Raw genomic sequence first — 15,723 nt, 5'->3', positions numbered from 1 at the left:
TTCTGCTGGGCGGTGGTCCTCCCACGATATGGCGTGCGCGGGTGTCACCCCTTGTCGAGGTACTGCTCGCGCTCGGCGTCGAGCAGGGCGTCCAGGGCGGTGCGCAGCTCCGGCAGGTGCTCCAGGTCCGGGTCCTCGGCGACCACGGCGACCGCTTCCTCGCGGGCGGCGGCGATGACCTCCTCGTCGTCGATGACCGCGAGCATCCGCAGCGAGGAGCGCACCCCGGACTGGGCCTGGCCCAGCACATCGCCCTCACGCCGCTGCTCCAGGTCGATGCGGGACAGCTCGAAGCCGTCGAGGGTGGCGGCGACGGCGCCGAGGCGGGCGCGGGCGGGGCTCGCCTCGGGCATGTCGGTGACCAGCAGGCACAGGCCGGGGGCCGAGCCACGGCCGACGCGGCCGCGCAGCTGGTGCAGCTGGGAGACGCCGAAGCGGTCCGCGTCCATGATCACCATGGCGGTGGCGTTCGGTACGTTCACCCCGACCTCGATGACCGTCGTCGCGACCAGGACCTGCGTCTCGCCGGCGGCGAAGCGGCGCATCACGGCGTCCTTGTCGTCGGGCTGCATGCGGCCGTGCAGGACCTCCACCGCCAGCCCCTGGAGCGGGCCGCGCGCGAGCTGCTCGGCGACCTCGAGCACGGCGAGCGGGGGCCGCTTCTCGGCGGTGGCCGCCTCCTGGGCCTTCTCCTCGGCGGACTTCTTCCCGGCGCCCTTCTTGGCTCCCTTCGCGGGGTCGGCGGCTTCGTCGGGGTCGTCGCCGATGCGGGGGCACACCACGTACGCCTGGTGGCCCTTCTCCACCTCTTCGCGCACGCGCTCCCACGCGCGGGCGAGGAAGTGCGGCTTCTCCTCGGCCGGCACGACATGGCTGGCGATCGGTGAGCGCCCGGCGGGCAGCTGGTCGAGGACGGATGTCTCCAGGTCCCCGAAGACGGTCATCGCGACCGTGCGGGGAATGGGCGTGGCCGTCATGACCAGCAGGTGCGGGGGCTGCTTGCCCTTGCCGCGCAGGGCGTCGCGCTGCTCCACGCCGAAGCGGTGCTGCTCGTCGACGACGACCAGGCCGAGGTCGTGGAACCGCACCTTGTCCTCGATGAGCGCGTGGGTGCCGATGACGATGCCCGCCTCGCCGGTGACCAGGTCGAGCAGGGCCTGGCGGCGGGCGGCGGTGCCCATGGAGCCGGTGAGCAGCGTGACCTTGGTGGCCTGGTCCGCGCCGCCGAGCAGGCCGCCCTCGGCCAGCTCGCCCATCATCTCCACGATGGAGCGGTGGTGCTGCTGGGCGAGGACCTCGGTGGGCGCGAGCATCGCGGCCTGGCCGCCCGCGTCCACGACGGCGAGCATGGCGCGCAGGGCGACCATCGTCTTGCCCGAACCGACCTCGCCCTGGAGGAGGCGGTGCATCGGGTGCTCGGTGGCGAGGTCGTCGAAGATCTCCTTGGAGACCTTCTGCTGGCCCTCGGTGAGCGTGAAGGGCAGCTTGGCGTCGAAGGCGTCGAGCAGGCCGCCCTCCTTGGGCCTGCGGGCGACGGCGGGCAGTTGCCCGTCGGCGTGCCTGCGCCGGGCCAGGGCGACCTGGAGGACGAAGGCCTCGTCCCACTTCAGCCGGTCGCGGGCGGCGGCGATGTCCGCCTTGGAGTGCGGGCGGTGGATCTTCAGGAGCGCCTCGGGCAAGGGGATGAGGGCGCGGCCCTCCCTGAGGGAGGCGGGCAGCGGGTCCAGGGCCTCCGGGGCGCTGGGCAGGACCGTCTCGACGGACTTGGCGATCTTCCAGGATTCCAGCTGCTTGCAGGCGGGGTAGATCGGGATGAGCGCGCCCGCCCAGCTGTCCACCGCGTCCGGGTCGCCGCCGCGCAGCGGCTCGTAGGCGGGGTGGGCGAGCTGGAGGCGGTGGTTGAAGACGGAGACCTTGCCCGCGAACATCGCGCGGGTGCCGGGCAGCAGCTCCGTGTGCGGCTTGTGGACCCCGCGGCCGAAGAAGACCAGGCGCAGCTCGCCGCTGCCGTCCGTGATGGTGACCTCCAGGCGCTGGCCCTGGCCGCGGGGCGCCTTGGCGGACGCGAAGGTGTGCAGGCGCGCGCTCGCGACCTGGGCGACCACCGTGACGTGCTCGTCCAGGGGGAGATCGGCGAGGCGGGTCAGCTCGCCCCGCTCGGCGTACCGCCGGGGGTAGTGGTGCAGGAGGTCGCCGACCGTGTGCAGGTCGAGGTGCTCGGCCATCACCTTCGCGGTGGCGGGGCCGACCACTTTCTTCAGGGGTTCTTCGAGCGCGGGCACGAGATCCATTGCACACCACGCCACTGACAATCCGCCGCAGGTCCCCCCTGCCCGCCGCCCGGCGAGGGGGTCACTCCACGCCGATCAGCATCAGCGCGGACTGCCGGCCGCCGCGGTAGACGACCGTGTCGACGGCCAGGTACGTCTCGCGCACGTGCTTCTCCAACCGCCCGGCGACGGAGTCCGGGACGGATTCGCCGAGGACGAGCGTGACCATCTCGCCGCCCCCCGACAGCATGCGGTCCAGGACGGCGGTGGCGGTGGGGGCGACCTGCGAGCCGATCACCGCGACGTCGCCGTCGATCAGGCCGAGGACGTCGCCGGCCTGGCAGATGCCCGCCATGGTCCAGGACTGCCGTTCGGCGACGGTCAGCTCGCCGTAGCGGGTCGCGCCGGCCGCGGACGTCATGGCGACGACGTCCTCGTCGAAGGGGCGGTCGGGGGCGTGCACGGCGAGGGCGGCGATGCCCTGCACCGCGGAGCGGGTCGGGATCAGGGCGACGCGCACGCCCTCGGTCCTGGCCTGCTGGGCGGCGGCGGCCGCGGTGTGGCGCAGCTCGGCGTCGTTGGGCAGGAGCACGACCTCGTGCGCGTGCGCCCTGCGGATGGCGTCGACCAGCTCGCCGCTCGCGGGCGGCTCCCCCACGCGCGCGGGCACGGTGGTCGCCCCGGCCTCGGCGTAGAGGCCGGCGAGGCCCTCCCCGGGGACGACGGCGACGATGGCCCGCTGGGTGCGTTCCCGGGGCGGCCGCGGGGTGGTGTGGACGTCGTCCGCCCCGAAGTGGGTGATGCGGATGCGGTGCGGGCGGCCCGCCTCGACGCCCGCCTCGACGGCGGCTCCCGCGTCGTCGACGTGGACGTGGACGTTCCACAGCCCGTCGCCGCCGACCACGACGAGCGAGTCGCCGAGCCGGTCGAGCCGGGCCCGCAGCCGCGCCACCGCGCCGTCGTCGGCCTCCAGGAGGTAGATCACCTCGAACGCGGGGCCGCCCCCCTCGGCCGGGGTCTCCTCGCACTCGGCGCCCTCCTCGGCGCTCACGCGCGCGTGGCCGCCGTCGGCCGCCCTGTGCGCCACGGTGCCGCCCGACAGGGCCCGCACGAGTGCCCCGAGCACCGCGACGAGGCCGCGCCCGCCGGCGTCCACCACTCCCGCGCGCCCCAGCACGGCGAGCTGGCCCGGGGTCGCGTCCAGGGCCGCGCAGGCGCCCTCGTACGCGGCTTCGGCCACCGTCGCGCAGTCGGCGCCCTGTGCCGCCCCGGCCGCCCGGGCCGCCGCGGTGGCCACCGTGAGGACGGTGCCCTCGACGGGGTGCGCCACGGCTTCGTACGCGGACTCCGCGGCCCGGTGCAGGGCGAGCGCGAGGGTGGGGGCGTCGACGTGATCCGCGTCACCGGGGGCGTCGGCCGGGAAGTCGCCGCCCTCCTGGCCGCCGGCGGGCCCCGCGAGGACCTGGGCCATCCCCCGCAGCAGCTGGGACAGAATCGTCCCCGAGTTCCCGCGGGCCCCGATGAGCGCCCCGTGCGCCATCGCCCGCACCGTCTCCGCCAGCGAGGGAAGTGCCGGTTCGTGCCCCGTGAAGGCCGCGTCGACCGCCTGGGACGCCGACTCCACGGTCAGATAGAGGTTCGTGCCCGTGTCCCCGTCCGCGACGGGGTAGACGTTGATGGAGTCGATCTCCTCGCGGGCCCTGCCGAGGGCTTCCAGAGCCAGTCGGCACCAGGCGCGCACCGCGACCGCGTCGAGGTTCTGCGGCACCTGTTCGCCTCCTTGACCATCCGGAATGGACGCAGCGTAGACCGAGGGTGAACACGGGGCCCGGGGCGGGGGCCGGGCGAGCCGTGGTAGTTTCGTTGTACCGAAGCAGTCGTTGTATGCTGCTCCGGTTGCCCGATACTCATCGGGACATTCCTCCTGGCAACGCCACTTCGATCATTGCACTGATCTCGGCATGCCGGGATTAACCGTAAGTGCATCTGAAGTCTTTGGAGTGACCCGTGGCTGCCAACTGCGACGTCTGCGGCAAGGGGCCGGGCTTCGGCAACAACATCTCGCACTCGCACCGCCGTACGCCCCGTCGCTGGAACCCGAACATCCAGCGTGTGCGTGCCGTGGTGAGCGGGACGCCGAAGCGCCTCAACGCCTGCACCTCGTGCATCAAGGCCGGCAAGGTCTCGCGCTGACGTCAGCGCGGCACCTAGCTGGTTGCTGAATCAGCCGGCTCCCCTCGGGGAGCCGGCTTTTTCGTGCCCGCACGCGCGTGGGGCGCGGCCTAGGCCTGCCGGAACCGCCAGCCGTGATCGACGGGGCCGATCCCGCCGCCGAGCGCGAACCCGGCGGCGATCGCCCCGGTGACGTACTCCTTGGCCGCCGCCACCGCCTGCGGCACGTCCCACCCCCGCGCCAGGTGCGCCGCGATCGCGGCGGCCAGGGTGCAGCCGGTCCCGTGGGTGTGGCGGTTGTCGTGGCGCGGGGCGCGCAGCAGGTGCTCCTCGGAGCCGTCGGTGAGCAGGTCCACGGCGTCGCCGCGCAGATGGCCGCCCTTGATGAGCACCCACTTCGGGCCGTACGCGAGGACGGCGGCGGCCGCGCGGCGCAGGTCGTCCTCCGACGCGACCTGGACGCCGGTGAGCTGGGCGACCTCGTCCAGGTTGGGGGTCGCGACCGTCGCCACCGGCAGCAGCTTCGTGCGGACGGAGTCCAGGGCACAGGCCGCGAGCAGCGGGTCGCCGTGCTTGGAGACGCCGACCGGGTCGACCACGGCGGGCGCGTCGGTGCCCGCCAGCAAGTCGGCGACGGTCTCGACCAGTTCGGCCGAGGCGAGCATGCCGGTCTTCACGGCCTGGACGCCGATGTCGTCCACGACGCTGCGGTACTGGGCCCGCACCGCCTGGGCGGGCAGCTCCCAAGAGCCCTGCACGCCCAGGGAGTTCTGCGCGGTGACGGCCGTGACGACGCTCATGCCGTGGGTGCCGAGGGCGAGCATGGTCTTGAGGTCGGCCTGGATGCCGGCGCCGCCCCCGGAGTCGGACCCGGCAACGGTGAGCACCCGGGGCGGCGCGCTCACTCGGCGTCCCCGTTGTCCCCGAAGTGGTCCCAGCCCTTGCTGGTCCAGGGCGCGCCGTCCACGGTCACCTGGGGCAGCGCCGAGGGGTTGAGGACCTCGCCGATGACCTTCCAGCGGGCGGGCAGCTTCACGTCGGGCGGGAACGTCGCGACGATCGCGTGGTCCTCGCCGCCGTTGAGCACCCACTGGAGCGGGTCGACGCCGACGGCCTGGCCGATGTCGTTCATCTGGGTGGGCACGTCGACGTCACCGGAGCGGATGTCGATGCGTACCTTGCTCGACTCGGCGATGTGGCCGAGGTCCGCGATGAGCCCGTCGCTGACGTCCGTCATGGAGGTGGCGCCGAGTCCGGCGGCGGCGGGGCCCGCGTGGTAGGGCGGCTCGGGCCTGCGGTGGGCCTCCACGAAGGCGCGCGGCGAGCGGAAGCCCCGGGAGAGCACCGCGTGGCCGGCGGCGGACCAGCCCAGCCAGCCGGTGACGGCGACGACGTCGCCGGGCCGGGCGCCCGCGCGCGTGACCGGCTCGTGGTTGCGCAGATCGCCGAGGGCCGTGATGGCGACGGTGATGGTGTCGCCGCGCACCACGTCACCGCCGACGACGGCCGCGCCCGCGACCTGGCACTCGTCCCTGAGGCCGTCCATCAGCTCGGTGGGCCAGCTGGCGGGGAGGTCGGCCGGCACCACGAGGCCGAGCAGCAGCGCGGTCGGCACCGCGCCCATGGCGGCGATGTCGGCGAGGTTCTGCGCGGCGGCCTTGCGGCCCACGTCGTAGGCGGTGGACCAGTCGCGGCGGAAGTGCCGCCCCTCCAGGAGGATGTCGGTGCTCGCCACGACCCTGCGGTCCGGAGCGGACACGACCGCGGCGTCGTCGCCGGGGCCGAGCCGTACGGCCGGAGTGGAGGTGAGCCGCGAGGTGAGCTCTCTGATGAGCCCGAACTCCCCCAATTCGCCCACGGTTCCCTTCACCGAGTCTCACCATGCCCTTTCGCGCTGCCCGGCCCCCGGTCGCGAGCCGTCACTGTCGTCGGTACGGTCGACGTGACCGTCGAGTCGTGTTGTCCGTCCATCACGATGTGCACGCCGCGGTTCGCCCGGGTCTCCCCGTGACGCGCGGCGACGCGGTACCGTGGCGTCCCTTCTCCCCACATGATCCTCGTCGGCGCCCTGGAGGTTCCGTGGTACAGGCGTACATCCTGATCCAGACAGAGGTCGGCAAGGCGTCGACCGTCGCCGAGCTGATCGGCAAGATCCCGGGAGTGATCCAGGCCGAGGACGTCACCGGTCCCTACGATGTCATCGTGCGCGCCCAGGCGGACACGGTCGACGAGCTCGGCCGCATGGTGGTCGCCAAGGTCCAGCAAGTGGACGGCATCACCCGCACCCTGACCTGCCCGGTCGTGCACTTGTAGCCCCCGTCTACCCTGACCCGGTGAATATCGCTCGTCTCCGGCGCCGCCGCCTTGTCGCCACGTCCGCTCTCGCCCTGTCGCTCACGACGGCGGCCTGCTCGGCCACGGACGATCGGGCGTCGGTGGTGGTTCCGTCCCCGGGTGCCAAGGCGGCGGGGCTCTGCCGGGACCTGCACGAACAGCTCCCGAAGAAGATCGACGGGCTGGAGCGCACCGACCCCGGGCCGAAGTCGGAGCTGACCGCCGGGTGGGGAGACCCGGCGATCATACTGCGCTGCGGCGTCGAGCGGCCCCCCGAGATGATCGATCCCGCCTACGCCGGGCAGAACGGTGTGCGGGTGAACGGCGTCGCCTGGCTCCTGCAGAAGCGCGAGGACGGGTCGTACACGTTCACCACCGGGGCGCGGCTCGCCTACGTGGAGGTCACGCTGCCCAAGGAGCGGGCGGGGGACGGCCTCGGCCCGCTCACGGACTTCGCCGCCCCCATCAAGAGGACCATCCCCAAGGGCATCGCCTGACGCCCTCGGGCCGATGGACCAGTGGACTAGCGCAGGCCCGTGGAGCGGTTCAGCGCCGCCTGGATGAGGCGGTCCACCAGCTCCGCGTAGGGGACGCCGCTCTTCTCCCACATCTGCGGGTACATGGAGATCGGCGTGAAGCCCGGCATCGTGTTGATCTCGTTGATCACGAACCGGCCGTCCTCGGTGAGGAAGAAGTCGGCGCGCACCAGGCCCTCGCAGGACGCCGCCTCGAACGCCTCGACCGCGAGCCGCTGGATCTCCTCGGTCTCCTCGGGCGTCAGCGGGGCGGGCACGATACCGGGCGTCGAGTCGATGTACTTCGCCTCGAAGTCGTAGTAGTCGTGCGTCTGCACCGGCGGGATCTCGGCCGGGACGCTCGCGCGCGGGCCGTCCTCGAACTCCAGGACGCCGCACTCGATCTCGCGGCCGCGCAGCAGCGCCTCGACGAGGATCTTCGGGTCGTGGCGCTGCGCCTCGGCGATCGCCTCGTCAAGGCCCTCGAAGGAGTCGACCTTGGTGATGCCGATCGAGGAGCCGGCGCGCGCGGGCTTGATGAACAGCGGCCAGCCGTGCTCGCCGGCGAAGTCCGCGATGCGCTGCCGGGCGCCCGCCTCGTCCTGGCGCCACTCGCGCGGGCGGATCACCAGGTAGGGGCCGACGTTCAGCCCGAAGGAGGTGAACACCCGCTTCATGTAGTCCTTGTCCTGGCCGACGGCCGAGGCGAGGACACCGGAGCCGACGTAGGGCACTCCGGAGAGTTCGAGCAGTCCCTGGAGGGTGCCGTCCTCTCCGTAGGGGCCGTGCAGCATCGGGAAGACGACGTCGACGTCGCCGAGCGCCTTGGGCACGGAGCCGGGCTCGCTGTAGACGACCTCGCGGTTGCCCGGGTCGAGCGGCAGGACGACGCCGCCCTCCATGGACTCGGCGATCTCGGCGACGCTCGGCATCCTGCGGTCGGTGATGGCCATCCGCTCCGGCTCGTCCGCCGTCAGGGCCCAACGGCCGTCGGTGGTGATGCCGATGGGCAGGACGTCGTACTTGGTGCGGTCGATGGCGCTCAGGATGGCACCGGCCGTCACCACGGAGATGCCGTGCTCCGAGCTGCGGCCGCCGAAGACGACGGCCACGCGCGGCTTGCGGAGCTGCTGCCCGGAGCTCGACTCGGGGCTCGCTTCAGGGCTCGGGGGGAGGTTCTCGCTGCTCATATCGCGTTGAGCGTACCCGCTGCCCGGGGAACAGTCAGCGACGCTCGGGGCCCGCGCTGCGCGCCATCAGCTCCTTGAGGGCCACCACCGGGGGCGTGCCGTCGTGCACGATGCCGACGACGGTCTCCGTGATCGGCATGTCGACGCCGTGCCTGCGGGCCAGATCCAGCACGGACTCGCAGGACTTGACGCCCTCGGCGGTCTGCCGGGTGACCGCGATGGTCTCCTCCAGCGTCATGCCCTTGCCGAGGTTGGTGCCGAAGGTGTGGTTGCGCGAGAGCGGCGAGGAGCAGGTGGCCACCAGGTCGCCGAGGCCCGCCAGTCCGGAGAACGTCAGCGGGTCGGCGCCCATCGCCCGGCCGAGCCGGGTGGTCTCGGCGAGGCCGCGGGTGATGAGGGAGCCCTTGGCGTTGTCGCCGAGGCCCATGCCGTCAGCGATGCCGACCGCGAGGCCGATGACGTTCTTCACGGCGCCGCCCAGCTCGCAGCCGACCACGTCGGTGTTGGTGTACGGGCGGAAGTACGGCGTGTGGCAGGCCCGCTGCAGGCGCTGGGCGACCGCCTCGTCCTCGCAGGCGACCACGGCGGCGGCGGGCTGCCGGGCGGCGATCTCCCGGGCGAGGTTGGGTCCCGTGACGACGGCGACGCGGTCGGCGGGGACCTTGGTGACGTCCCCGATGACCTCGCTCATGCGCATCGCGGAACCCAGCTCCACGCCCTTCATCAGGGAGACGAGGACGGTGTCGGGGGCCAGCAGCGGGGCCCACGCGGCGAGGTTGCCGCGCAGCGTCTGCGAGGGCACGGCGAGCACGGTGAAGTCGGCGCCCTCGGCGGCCTCGGCGGGGTCGGTGGTGGCCCTGAGGTTCTCGGGCAGCTCGACGCCGGGGAGGTAGTCGGGGTTGGTCCGCGTGGAGTTGACCGCCTCGGCGAGTTCGGCGCGCCGCCCCCACAGGGTGACGTCGCACCCCGCGTCGGCGAGCACCATGCCGAAGGCCGTACCCCAGGAGCCCGTTCCGAAGACGGCGGCCTTCACGGCCCCTGCCGGGTGCGCGGGGTTCGTCACTTGCTGTCCTCCGAGGTGCTGTCCGTGGTGCTGTCCGCGCTGCCCCGCCGGGCCCTGCGGGCCGCTGCCTTGCGTCGCTGCTCCAGCCGGGCCCGGCGGGGGTCGTAGGGCCGGTCGGGGGCCTTCTCGCCGCGGATCTCCTCCAGGAGTTCGGTGATCGCGGCCATGATGGCCTCGGTCGCCTCGCGGAGCACCTCGGGCGTCGGCTCCTTGTCGTGGAAGCGCGACAGGTCGACGGGGGCCCCGGCCTTCACCTGAAGGGTCTTGCGCGGGAAGAGGGAGGGCTTCTTGCTGTACGGGGGCAACGCGAGGTTGGCGCCCCACTGCGCCACGGGGATCACCGGGCACTTGGTCTCCAGGGCGACCCGCGCGGCACCGGACTTCGCGGTCATCGGCCACATGTCGGGGTCCCGGGTGAGCGTGCCCTCGGGGTAGAACGCGACGCACTCGCCGCGCTCGATGGCGTCGACCGCGGCGCGGAAGGCGTCCAGCGCGTTCGTGGTCTCCCGGTAGACCGGGATCTGGCCCGTGCCCTTCATGACCCTGCCGACAAAGCCGTCCCGGAAAAGGCCGTCCTTTGCCAGGAAACGCGGCACCCGTCCCGTGTTGTACTGGTAGTGGGCGTACGACAACGGGTCGATATGCGAGTTGTGATTCACCGCCGTGATGAATCCGCCGTCGGCCGGAATGTGTTCCATTCCACGCCAGTCCCGCTTGAACAGAACCACCAGCGGCGGTTTTGCGATCACCGCCGCAAGGCGGTACCAGAAGCCGATTCTGCGGCGGGACACGCGGACACCTTTCCTCCATGAACCTGGGCGGCCGCACAAGTGTCACTCCAGGCTGCCGGTCTGTCGAGAACACCGTACGCCCACCCGTCTGCCGCCACCCCCCGCGGCGAGCGGGTCACAATGGGCGCGACGACAAGGACGGAGCGCCCGTGCAGTGGACCCTGGTCATACCCCTGAAGCCGCTGGCGCGCGCCAAGAGCAGGCTCGCCGCCACCGCCGGCGACGGTCCGCGCCCCGCCCTGGCCCTGGCGTTCGCGCAGGACACCGTGGCCGCCGCGGTGGCCTGCCCCGCGGTACGGGATGTGGCGGTCGTCACGGATGACGCCCTCGCGCGCCGCGAGCTGTCGGCACTGGGGGCCCGGATCCTGGCCGATGAACCCGGAAACGGTCTGAACGCCGCGCTGCGGCACGGCGCCGCGGCCGTGCGCGCCGAACGGCCCGAGGCGCCCGTCGCCGCTTTGAACGCCGATCTGCCCGCGCTGCGCCCCATGGAATTGGGCAGGGTCCTCGACCGGGCCGCGCAATTTCCCCGGGCATTTCTGCCGGACGCCGCCGGAATCGGGACGACGCTGCTGGCCGCGGCGGCCGGTGTGGAATTGCGCCCCGCATTCGGCACGGCGTCCCGCGCGCGGCACACGGCGTCCGGAGCCGTGGAACTGACGCTCGCCGACGTCGATTCCGTACGCCAGGACGTGGACACCGGCGAGGACCTGCGGGCCGCGCTCGCGCTGGGCGTGGGACCCCGGACCTCCGCGGCCGCCGCCCGACTGCTCATCGCGGACTGAGTACGCTGCTGCCATGCAGGCGACCGCGTACACGTACGACTCCGAGACCCGCAGCGGCAGCGTGCTGCTCGACGACGGCACGCCGGTGCCCTTCGCGGCCCCCGCGTTCGACGCGGGCGGGCTGCGGCTGCTGCGGCCGGGGCAGCGGGTGCGGATCGAGGTCGAGGGCGCGGGCGAAGCGCGCCGCATCACCCTGGTGACGCTCCAGACCTTCTAGGGCGTGGCCGGCGCGGGCCGCCCCTTGGGCACACGACGCGGGCCGGGCTCCCCCGTGGGAGTCCGGCCCGGCGCGTGAGTGCCCCTGTGCCCGCTCTTACTTCTTGCGGGCGGTGGCCTTCTTGGCGGTCGTCTTGCGCGTGGTCGCCTTCTTGGCGGGCGCGGTCTTCTTCGCCGTGGCGGCCTTCTTGGCGGCCGGCGCGGTCTTCTTCGCGGTGGCGGCCTTCTTGGCGGCCGGCGTGGCCTTCTTGGCGGTGGTCTTCTTGGCCGTCGCCGTGGTCTTCTTCGCCGCGGGCGTCGCCGTGGCCTTCTTGGCGGTGGTCTTCTTCGCCGTCGCCGTGGCCTTCTTGGCGGTCGCCGTGGTCTTCTTCGCCGCCGGGGTGGCCTTCTTGGCGGTGGTCTTCTTCGCCGTCGCCTTCTTGGCGGTGGTGGCCTTCTTGGCGGCCGCCTTCTTGACCGTCGCGGAAGCGCCGCCGGTCAGGCTGCCCTTGGGTGCCTTCTTGACCGCGACATCGTTCTTCGGGAGCTTCTTGGAGCCGCTCACCAGGTCCTTGAAGCCCTGACCGGCGCGGAAACGCGGGACCGAGGTCTTCTTGACCCGCACGCGCTCCCCGGTCTGCGGGTTGCGGGCGTACCGGGCCGGGCGGTCGACCTTCTCGAACGAGCCGAAGCCGGTGACCGAAACGCGGTCACCGCCGACCACGGCACGGACGATGGCGTCCAGGACCGCGTCCACGGCGTCGGCGGCCTGCTGACGGCCCCCCACCTTGTCGGCAATCGCTTCTACGAGCTGCGCCTTGTTCACGTCTTCCCCTTCGGAGACATTGCCGGGAGCGAAATACTCCGGCTTTTTCGCACGTTAGGCAGATATATACCGCAAATCAAACACGAAACGGGCTAATCACCCTTGTGCCGCAACGAACTGGCCCATCTCGGAGTTCCGCGAAGGCCCGTTGAGGCTCGACACTCAGGTGTCTTCGGGGAATCGGCCCTCGTCCGCTTCGTCGAGGGAAGCCATCAAACGCTCCAGACGCCTTGCCGCATCGGCGAGATCGTGTTTGGCCGCGGCCGTAATGACCAGCAGCTTCCGGGTCAGCGCCATCCGTACGCCCTCCGGGACTTGCAGTGCGCGCACTCGGGAGTGCGCTTCCTTCAGTTGGTCCGCGACGAGCCCGTAGAGCTCGAGTTGGCTGTCGCGTTCCATGCACCGATTGTGCCATCTGGGGCGAGTTGTCGCCTCCGCAGGGGGTAACTACCGCCGTCCGGCGCCCTCATGAGGGTACCCGGTCCAGCCGAGTACAAGGGGATTTCCGGCCTCTTCTTCCGGCCGAATCACGGGAGTTGACTCCACCCGTTCAGGCCATCGGGGCCCTTCCCGGGGGCAGACACAGATGTACCCCCAACCGTCCACGATTGGGGGTACATCAGGGCTTTGCGGGGTGCCGCGCGGGGGGTCAGACCCGGGTGGTGCGCGGCTTGTACGAGGGCCGCTTGGTCTCGTAGGCGGCGATGTCCGGCTCGTTCCGCAGCGTGATGCTGATGTCGTCCAGGCCGTTCAGCAGCCGCCAGCGGGCGTTCTCGTCGAGTTCGAAGTCGGCGGTGATGCCCTCGGCCCGGACCTGGCGGTCGCGCAGGTCGACGGTGATCTCGGCCTTCGGGTCGTTCTCCGTCAGCTCCCACAGCGCGTCCACGACCTGCTGGTCGAGCACCACGGTGAGCAGGCCGTTCTTCAGCGAGTTGCCCCGGAAGATGTCGGCGAAGCGGGAGGAGACGACCGCCTTGAAACCGTAGTTCTGCAGGGCCCACACGGCGTGCTCGCGGGAGGAGCCGGTGCCGAAGTCGGGTCCGGCGACCAGCACGGTGGCGCCCTGGCGCTCGGGCTTGTTGAGCACGAACTCCGGGTCCTTGCGCCAGGCCTCGAAGAGGCCGTCCTCGAAGCCGTCCCTGGTGACCTTCTTCAGCCAGTGGGCGGGGATGATCTGGTCGGTGTCGACGTTGCTGCGGCGCAGCGGGACGGCCCGGCCGGTGTGCGTGGTGAATGCTTCCATGGTTCTCAGACTCCGGCGGTCACGGGGGCGTCGGACAGATCGGCGGGCGAGGCCAGATGGCCGGTGACGGCGGTGGCGGCGGCGACCTGCGGGGAGACCAGATGGGTGCGGCCGCCCTTGCCCTGCCTGCCCTCGAAGTTGCGGTTGGACGTGGACGCCGAACGCTCGCCGGGGGCCAGTTGGTCGGGGTTCATGCCGAGGCACATCGAGCAGCCCGCGTGCCGCCATTCGGCGCCGGCGGCGGTGAAGACCTTGTCCAGGCCCTCCGCGACGGCCTGCAGGGAGACCCGCACCGAGCCGGGCACGACCAGCATCCGTACGCCGTCGGCGACTTTGCGGCCCTCGACGACGGAGGCGGCCGCGCGCAGGTCCTCGATGCGGCCGTTGGTGCACGAACCTACGAAGACGGTGTCGACCTTGATGTCGCGCAGCGGCTGCCCCGCGGTCAACCCCATGTACTCCAGGGCCTTTTCGGCGGCGTTGCGCTCCGAAGCGTCTTCGTACGAAGCCGGGTCGGGGACGCGCGACGAAAGCGGTGCTCCCTGGCCGGGGTTGGTGCCCCAGGTGACGAACGGCGCCAGCGAGGCGGCGTCGATGCGGACCTCGGCGTCGAAGACCGCGTCCTCGTCCGTCTTCAGGGTCTGCCAGTACGCCACCGCGGCGTCCCAGTCCGCGCCCTCGGGGGCGTGGGGGCGGCCCTGGATGTAGTCGAAGGTGGTCCGGTCCGGGGCGATCATGCCGGCGCGGGCGCCCGCCTCGATGGACATGTTGCAGATGGTCATGCGGGCCTCCATCGAGAGCTTCTCGATGGCCGGGCCGCGGTACTCCAGGACGTAGCCCTGGCCGCCGCCGGTGCCGATCTTCGCGATGACGGCGAGGATCAGGTCCTTGGCCGTGACGTCCGCGGGCAGTTCGCCGTCGACGGTGATGGCCATGGTCTTGGGGCGGGCCATCGGCAGCGTCTGGGTGGCCAGGACGTGCTCGACCTGCGAGGTACCGATTCCGAAGGCCAGCGCCCCGAAGGCGCCGTGCGTGGAGGTGTGGGAGTCGCCGCAGACCACGGTGGTGCCCGGCTGCGTCAGGCCCAGCTGCGGTCCCACCACGTGGACGACGCCCTGCTCGACGTCGCCCAGCGGGTGCAGGCGTACGCCGAAGTCGGCGCAGTTCTTGCGCAGCGTCTCCAGCTGGGCCCGCGAGACGGGGTCGGCGATGGGCTTGTCGATGTCGAGGGTCGGGGTGTTGTGATCCTCGGTCGCGATGGTGAGGTCGAGCCGCCGCACCTGGCGGCCGGCCTGGCGGAGGCCGTCGAAGGCCTGGGGGCTGGTCACCTCGTGCAGCAGGTGCAGATCGATGTAGAGGAGGTCGGGCTCGCCCTCGGCGCGCCGGACGACGTGGTCGTCCCAGACCTTCTCCGCGAGTGTCCTACCCATCGCTTTCCCTCCGACCGGCCGCTTCGCCGGCCCAACTAGAGAATCTGTCCGCCGACGCCCGTACCCCTCGTGCCGTACGTCGGCCGCGAAATCCGTTGGTCCGCGGATCGCTCCTACAGAGTGGCGCGTTCCACGGAAAATTGAACTTGCGTTTCACAGAGTGAGACGCGAGTATCGACGCATGGACAACTCTAGCGGCGTCGGCGTTCTCGACAAGGCGGCTCTCGTCCTGAGCGCCCTGGAGTCCGGTCCGGCCACCCTCGCGGGGTTGGTCGCGGCCACCGGGCTCGCACGACCCACGGCCCATCGGCTGGCCGTGGCACTGGAACACCACCGGATGGTGGCGCGGGACATGCAGGGCCGTTTCATCCTCGGCCCGCGCCTCGCGGAGCTCGCGGCGGCGGCCGGCGAGGACCGCCTGCTCGCCACGGCGGGCCCGGTCCTCACGCATCTGCGCGACGTCACGGGCGAGAGTGCGCAGCTCTACCGCCGCCAGGGCGACATGCGCATCTGCGTCGCGGCGGCGGAGCGCCTCTCGGGTCTGCGGGACACCGTCCCGGTCGGCTCGACGCTCACCATGAAGGCGGGCTCCTCCGCGCAGATCCTGATGGCCTGGGAGGAGCCGGAGCGCCTGCACCGCGGCCTCCAGGGCGCCCGCTTCACGGCGACGGCCCTTTCGGGGGTACGGCGCCGGGGCTGGGCCCAGTCGATCGGCGAGCGGGAGCCGGGCGTCGCGTCCGTCTCCGCGCCCGTGCGGGGGCCCTCGAACCGCGTGGTCGCCGCCGTGTCGGTCTCCGGGCCGATCGAGCGCCTGACCCGCCACCCGGGCCGCATGCACGCGCAGGCGGTCATCGACGCGGCCGGGCGGCTCTCCGAGGCCCTGCGCCGCTCCGGCTGACACACCGCCTT

17 protein-coding genes are annotated in these 15,723 nt (G+C 72.1%); 6 read left to right on the top strand and 11 right to left on the bottom strand.

Annotated elements, in window-relative coordinates:
* Window positions 1-44 precede the first annotated feature (44 nt).
* Window positions 45-2,291, bottom strand: a complete 2,247-nt coding sequence (recG, locus tag ACZ516_RS30035; protein WP_361083225.1) for an ATP-dependent DNA helicase RecG — start codon at window positions 2,289-2,291, stop codon at window positions 45-47.
* A gap of 61 nt (window positions 2,292-2,352) precedes the next feature.
* The gene (locus ACZ516_RS30030) at window positions 2,353-4,038 is read right to left on the bottom strand and encodes a DAK2 domain-containing protein (RefSeq protein ID WP_469012675.1); all 1,686 of its coding nucleotides are present in this window, start codon (window positions 4,036-4,038) and stop codon (window positions 2,353-2,355) included.
* 239 nt (window positions 4,039-4,277) lie between these two features.
* On the opposite strand from ACZ516_RS30030, the gene rpmB reads away from it, so the two are divergent.
* On the top strand, window positions 4,278-4,463 hold the full coding sequence (gene rpmB / locus ACZ516_RS30025; protein WP_016642993.1) for a 50S ribosomal protein L28: 186 nt from the start codon (window positions 4,278-4,280) through the stop codon (window positions 4,461-4,463).
* An 89-nt stretch (window positions 4,464-4,552) separates the two neighbouring features.
* Here the strand turns inward: rpmB and thiD are convergent, their stop codons facing one another.
* Complete coding sequence (gene thiD, locus ACZ516_RS30020) at window positions 4,553-5,347, bottom strand: bifunctional hydroxymethylpyrimidine kinase/phosphomethylpyrimidine kinase (protein WP_469012674.1); 795 nt, start codon at window positions 5,345-5,347, stop codon at window positions 4,553-4,555.
* Complete coding sequence (locus ACZ516_RS30015; RefSeq protein WP_469012672.1) at window positions 5,344-6,312, bottom strand: thiamine-phosphate kinase; 969 nt, start codon at window positions 6,310-6,312, stop codon at window positions 5,344-5,346. Before ACZ516_RS30015 ends, thiD begins: the two co-directional genes overlap by 4 nt.
* Before the next feature lie 209 nt (window positions 6,313-6,521).
* Between ACZ516_RS30015 and ACZ516_RS30010 the strand changes: the two genes are divergently transcribed.
* Both ACZ516_RS30010 and ACZ516_RS30005 read left to right on the top strand, forming a co-directional pair.
* Entirely contained in the window at window positions 6,522-6,755 is a 234-nt protein-coding gene (locus tag ACZ516_RS30010) for an Lrp/AsnC family transcriptional regulator (RefSeq protein WP_016642988.1), read from the top strand.
* A 20-nt stretch (window positions 6,756-6,775) separates the two neighbouring features.
* Window positions 6,776-7,273, top strand: coding sequence for a DUF3515 domain-containing protein (locus ACZ516_RS30005; RefSeq protein WP_358587920.1), 498 nt, complete (start codon window positions 6,776-6,778; stop codon window positions 7,271-7,273).
* Between the two features lie 26 nt (window positions 7,274-7,299).
* On the opposite strand, the gene ACZ516_RS30000 is transcribed toward ACZ516_RS30005, so the two are convergent.
* The 3 genes from ACZ516_RS30000 to ACZ516_RS29990 are packed head-to-tail and all read right to left on the bottom strand — an operon-like array spanning window position 7,300 to window position 10,335.
* Complete coding sequence (locus ACZ516_RS30000) at window positions 7,300-8,481, bottom strand: D-alanine--D-alanine ligase family protein (RefSeq protein WP_361083218.1); 1,182 nt, start codon at window positions 8,479-8,481, stop codon at window positions 7,300-7,302.
* A gap of 34 nt (window positions 8,482-8,515) precedes the next feature.
* Window positions 8,516-9,544 (bottom strand): NAD(P)H-dependent glycerol-3-phosphate dehydrogenase, encoded by a 1,029-nt coding sequence (locus tag ACZ516_RS29995; protein WP_361083216.1) that lies wholly within the window; start codon window positions 9,542-9,544, stop codon window positions 8,516-8,518.
* On the bottom strand, window positions 9,541-10,335 hold the full coding sequence (locus ACZ516_RS29990) for a lysophospholipid acyltransferase family protein (RefSeq protein ID WP_361083214.1): 795 nt from the start codon (window positions 10,333-10,335) through the stop codon (window positions 9,541-9,543). The genes ACZ516_RS29995 and ACZ516_RS29990 overlap by 4 nt, the downstream gene beginning before the upstream one ends.
* 149 nt (window positions 10,336-10,484) lie before the next feature.
* Here ACZ516_RS29990 and cofC point away from each other — a divergent pair, with 149 nt between their 5' ends.
* Both cofC and ACZ516_RS29980 read left to right on the top strand, forming a co-directional pair.
* The gene (cofC, locus tag ACZ516_RS29985) at window positions 10,485-11,120 is read left to right on the top strand and encodes a 2-phospho-L-lactate guanylyltransferase (RefSeq protein ID WP_358587908.1); all 636 of its coding nucleotides are present in this window, start codon (window positions 10,485-10,487) and stop codon (window positions 11,118-11,120) included.
* A 13-nt stretch (window positions 11,121-11,133) separates the two neighbouring features.
* On the top strand, window positions 11,134-11,337 hold the full coding sequence (locus tag ACZ516_RS29980) for a hypothetical protein (RefSeq protein ID WP_361083210.1): 204 nt from the start codon (window positions 11,134-11,136) through the stop codon (window positions 11,335-11,337).
* A gap of 96 nt (window positions 11,338-11,433) precedes the next feature.
* Here the strand turns inward: ACZ516_RS29980 and ACZ516_RS29975 are convergent, their stop codons facing one another.
* The 4 genes from ACZ516_RS29975 to leuC all read right to left on the bottom strand — a co-directional run bounded on the left by ACZ516_RS29975 (window position 11,434) and on the right by leuC (window position 14,814).
* Window positions 11,434-12,141 carry an HU family DNA-binding protein gene (locus ACZ516_RS29975; protein ID WP_358587905.1) on the bottom strand — a complete coding sequence of 236 codons (708 nt, stop codon included), beginning with the start codon at window positions 12,139-12,141 and terminating at the stop codon, window positions 11,434-11,436.
* Window positions 12,142-12,303: 162 nt separating this feature from the next.
* Window positions 12,304-12,540, bottom strand: coding sequence for an SCO5555 family protein (locus tag ACZ516_RS29970; protein WP_358587902.1), 237 nt, complete (start codon window positions 12,538-12,540; stop codon window positions 12,304-12,306).
* A gap of 250 nt (window positions 12,541-12,790) precedes the next feature.
* A complete protein-coding gene (leuD, locus tag ACZ516_RS29965; protein ID WP_469012666.1) occupies window positions 12,791-13,384 on the bottom strand; it encodes a 3-isopropylmalate dehydratase small subunit in 594 nt (197 codons plus the stop codon).
* 5 nt (window positions 13,385-13,389) lie between these two features.
* Complete coding sequence (gene leuC, locus ACZ516_RS29960; protein WP_361083204.1) at window positions 13,390-14,814, bottom strand: 3-isopropylmalate dehydratase large subunit; 1,425 nt, start codon at window positions 14,812-14,814, stop codon at window positions 13,390-13,392.
* 181 nt (window positions 14,815-14,995) lie between these two features.
* Here leuC and ndgR point away from each other — a divergent pair, with 181 nt between their 5' ends.
* Window positions 14,996-15,712 carry an IclR family transcriptional regulator NdgR gene (gene ndgR / locus ACZ516_RS29955; RefSeq protein ID WP_058942291.1) on the top strand — a complete coding sequence of 239 codons (717 nt, stop codon included), beginning with the start codon at window positions 14,996-14,998 and terminating at the stop codon, window positions 15,710-15,712.
* Window positions 15,713-15,723: the final 11 nt, after the last annotated feature.

Source organism: Streptomyces sp. NPDC034037 (genome assembly GCF_055575715.1).
Note: the sequence above shows the minus strand (reverse complement) of the source record. Positions and strands in the feature narration are given on the sequence as shown.

Bases quoted from the DNA above. Each gene is read 5' to 3' on its own strand.
- leuD (WP_469012666.1), bottom strand. From the start codon at position 13,384: ATGGAAGCATTCACCACGCACACCGGCCGGGCCGTCCCGCTGCGCCGC.
- ACZ516_RS30000 (WP_361083218.1), bottom strand. From the start codon at position 8,481: ATGAGCAGCGAGAACCTCCCCCCGAGCCCTGAAGCGAGCCCCGAGTCG.
- recG (WP_361083225.1), bottom strand. From the start codon at position 2,291: ATGGATCTCGTGCCCGCGCTCGAAGAACCCCTGAAGAAAGTGGTCGGC.
- ACZ516_RS29970 (WP_358587902.1), bottom strand. From the start codon at position 12,540: ATGGAACGCGACAGCCAACTCGAGCTCTACGGGCTCGTCGCGGACCAA.
- ACZ516_RS29980 (WP_361083210.1), top strand. From the start codon at position 11,134: ATGCAGGCGACCGCGTACACGTACGACTCCGAGACCCGCAGCGGCAGC.
- leuC (WP_361083204.1), bottom strand. From the start codon at position 14,814: ATGGGTAGGACACTCGCGGAGAAGGTCTGGGACGACCACGTCGTCCGG.
- ndgR (WP_058942291.1), top strand. From the start codon at position 14,996: ATGGACAACTCTAGCGGCGTCGGCGTTCTCGACAAGGCGGCTCTCGTC.